Genomic DNA, 3,829 nt, shown 5'->3' with positions numbered 1-3,829 from the left:
GAGATCCATGCACGTGTAGCAGTCCTTAACAGATTTACGGAATTAGGTCGCCCACTTACCCAAGTTACGCCTTAAATTTGGATCAATTAGGGGCGCTTTGCATTTCAAATCTTTGTGCAACAAAGCCCAAAAAAACTAATTCCTATAAAAAATGAATTTCATAAGTATTTCATTTAAAATAATTATCAATGTATTATTTTATATCCACTAGATTTAGATATTTTATAAATAATTAAAAGAAATAACCTCACTAAGCCTAAATACAAATTTAAATTTCATCTATATAGTAATATAATTTTTTAGACCCTTCAATTTTATAATAATTAATTTTAATTTCTCTAGAACTTTCCATATTACAAAGCTTACTTACAACTTCATCTCCTCCACCGTACATTGTAATTTCCTTATTTTCGATCAGAAAATTAAACGATGTAGGCTCTTCATAATTTCGATGAATTTTTTCCAACTTATATTTTAAGGTTAGATCTTTTATGTTAGAAAAATCAGTACTATTAAATGGAAAAACTCCCCTATTACACCCACCTAAAAAAAGCGCTTGTTTATTTTTCTCGTATAAATATGCTATTTTTTCGTCATCAGCATATACATGCGAGCTAATGAGCACTATAAATAACAATCTAAAAACACCAACAAAATTCATCATAGCTCAATTTATTTATTAAAAATAAAATACATAATTTTTTTAAAATCAAACCCACTAAATAAAATTAAAAAATCAATATCAACAAAAACCATTGCAAGAAAGTTTAAATAATTAAAAAATCAGAATAAAATTCCGCCTACAAAATTATTACTTCAAACATTAAAAATACAATTCCCCTGCACAAAAAAATATGAAAAAACCAAATATACGACATGCAATTCATTTAGAATAAATAAATTCATTCAAACTAGTTAAATAATGAAAATCACCTGCAATAATACTTGGCGATAGCACTCTAAGATCCATAACAACATAATATTTTAGCTCTGCATCATCTATAATTTTTTGATATTCTTCTAGCTTATCCATTTCATTTTTATCTAACTTGAAATGAATACTTTTTTTCATTTTCCCAGGTAATATTAGATTGTTTAATAAATCCTCATTTTTCTCTATCAAATTATATTTATTCAAACTAAATTTAAAAGATGCATTCAAACCATCCCTAATCACTAAATTTGATATTATTTTACTTCTTCTATTTTCATTACTCACCTCCCAATCATTAACCCCAGTGATTAATATATCTTGCCCAGATAAATTCTCAAATATCAATTCTAAAACATAATTAGATTCACTTTTTTTTATTTTAGTAATAATTTTAAATCCTATTTCCATTTTACTTTCACTGGAATTAATAAAATTTATTTTTTTTTCATTAAACCATTTTAAAACTTCCTGCCCATTACTGTCTTTTGAATTAAAAAGTATTGAAGAAACAGTATTCTCACCTGAAATTTCAAAAAATCTAAAATTTAGCTTCTTATCTTTACTACTTTTGACATCATATTTTTTATTAAGCAAGAAAATTTTTTTTCCATATTTGTCATAATCTTCAGCCTCTTTTTCGGTTAAGCTTTTAACAATCAAACCGACTCCGTTTATTTTATTATTTTTACTACCTATTCTATCTACTGTAGAATTTTTCAAATAAAATTCTTTACCATTATTAGCCCAAAATTTTTCTATAAGAGGATTACCCCAATAATTTGGATATGTACTCGTGTAAAACTCTTGATTATTTTTCGCCATTGATACAGTACTCATAAATAAAATTGAAACCATTATAAATTTAAGATTTAACATCCCAATTAATCCCTGTTTCTTTTTCAAACCAATCTCGAATTTGATGCAGATAATATTCATGCATTTGTGGATTTTTAATTAAAGTTCCTTCACCCATTAAATTATTTTTTGAATTTCTTTTCCAAAAATCTGCAGGCTCTGCAATCTTAAGATCTATTTGATATGGTGGATTACTTGTAGCTAAAGTATATCTTTGATTTACTGCTCCCCCATAAGCAAAATACTCATCTGGCCAATTAAATAAATGACCAGATTCATGCGCATGTATATTATTCGACATCCAACTTGGCTCAAATTTCCAACATCCGAAGTCATATTGTTGAAAATCAGTTAATGAAGTTGAGTTTTCAATAAATTCATAAATTTGATAGTAATCAGTTACCTGTTTTTTCGATGCTTCGTATTCTGCTGTAGCATTTATAGACCAATTACTTGAATCCGCACGTGTACTTAATTTGTATATATTAACCTCATGACCATCTTGTGCTTCTACAACTTCCAACCAAACTGGAACTTTACACGTACATTTTGATTGAGCACAGTTTTTCGGATATAAATAAAAATTATTTTTATTTAAAATTTTCTCAATTTCAGATTTAGCTTTATTAAAGTCAAACCAATCTTTATATGGAATTTCTATATCCTCAAAAGAAAACATGGAATTTTGCAAATCTAAGCTAGAATCATATGGTAATTCTACTTCTATACCACTTTTATTAGTAACTATCTGGTTATTATTGTCAACTAAGACACGCTTTTTTCCTTTAAAAGATATCTTTGTTGTTACTGTTAAGAGGTTTTTAAGTGGATCAAACTTAATATCAAATGGTTGGCTTATCTCTGAATAATCATAAAATTTGACTTTATACCTCTTTGAATTTTCATAATAGTCAACATAACCATCTTCTAAAGTTTCATTTTTTTCTATACCTATTGATATTAAATTTCCGTTTTCATCCGTATCTACAATTTTCCCAGAAAGAGCTTCTGGTAGATAATCAACTATACTAATTGGTTTTAATAAAGATGAACAACTATTTCCATGTAATGCTGAATCATTCAACGCCGTGGATGACTCAGCATTAGATATATATTCGGTATTTGAATTTGATTGTTTTAACCTTATAGGACATTCGCTCACTGAATTTTCTTTGATTTTCAGTGCAGGTAAATTTACATTCAAAGTGGGAATCTTGTTCCCTCCCACAAACTTATGCTGCCCCGCCTTCACTTCAAACTTACCGCTAGTTGTCGGCAATACACCCGCACTACTAATCTCAATCTGACTACCACCCGCAACCAAAACAATTTTTTTGCTCGCTTTGATTTCAACTTTATCTTCCGTGGAAATAATTTGAATACCCTTTCGTGCAATCAAATCAGCCCCATCGCCTTGGGCTTGGATTTCAACTTTGCCTTTGCCCGCATACGCACGTAAGCCTTCTTGTGCTGCAAATAGACTGATCTTGCTTTGTGCATGGGCAATTAAGGATTTTTGACTGCTGAGATTGATGCTATCGCCTGCACTTTGGCTGATCTGTCCATCTGCTGAAAGATGAATATCTTCCTGACTACTCACAGCAATTGAGTTTGGTGCAGATAAAATCATTAAGGCTTGTTTAAAGGCATCAGCTTTTTCTTTACTGCCTTTTTCGATTTGTCCAAGGAAGTTTTTCAGATTATCTAAGACTTCAAGTGGGTCAGTTTGTTGATTTTTCGCCACTTCACTTAAGGCTTTGCTGCTGTTTAAGTTGGCTTCGATTTGTTCTTTCGCCGCTTGTGCGTCGAGGTGCATTGCTGCTTGTTGTTGTGGGTGTGTGCTGACAAGGAGCCCTTGTCCTGCACGCACTGCGCCCCATTGGTCTGTTCTCAGTTCAAAGCCTTCACCTCGTCCTGCACTTTCTGCGGTTTCTTTGGGATGACTGAGGTTACCGAGGTTGAGCTGGGTAGCACCATGGGTACTTTGTAATTGTGTCGAAATTTGTCCTGTGGTGTCATCAAAGCGCAGTTGTCCAAAGC

General features: G+C 31.1%; 2 protein-coding genes and 1 pseudogene. All 3 read right to left on the bottom strand.

The features are described 5' to 3' along the window. Positions 1–268: 268 nt before the first annotated feature. Positions 269–661, bottom strand: a complete 393-nt coding sequence (locus FTV11_RS16785; RefSeq protein WP_180022608.1) for a hypothetical protein — start codon at positions 659–661, stop codon at positions 269–271. A 222-nt stretch (positions 662–883) separates the two neighbouring features. Further along, positions 884–1,810 (bottom strand): hypothetical protein, encoded by a 927-nt coding sequence (locus FTV11_RS16780; RefSeq protein WP_180007097.1) that lies wholly within the window; start codon positions 1,808–1,810, stop codon positions 884–886. Between the two features lie 1,159 nt (positions 1,811–2,969). Beyond that, positions 2,970–3,829: pseudogene (locus FTV11_RS16775) on the bottom strand (DUF2345 domain-containing protein); the annotation flags it as partial.

Origin of the sequence: Acinetobacter sp. YH12231, from assembly GCF_013417755.1 — a bacterium.
Lineage (GTDB): Bacteria > Pseudomonadota > Gammaproteobacteria > Pseudomonadales > Moraxellaceae > Acinetobacter > Acinetobacter amyesii.
The sequence above is the reverse complement of the archived record's forward strand: the minus strand, read 5'-3'. Positions and strand labels throughout refer to the sequence as shown.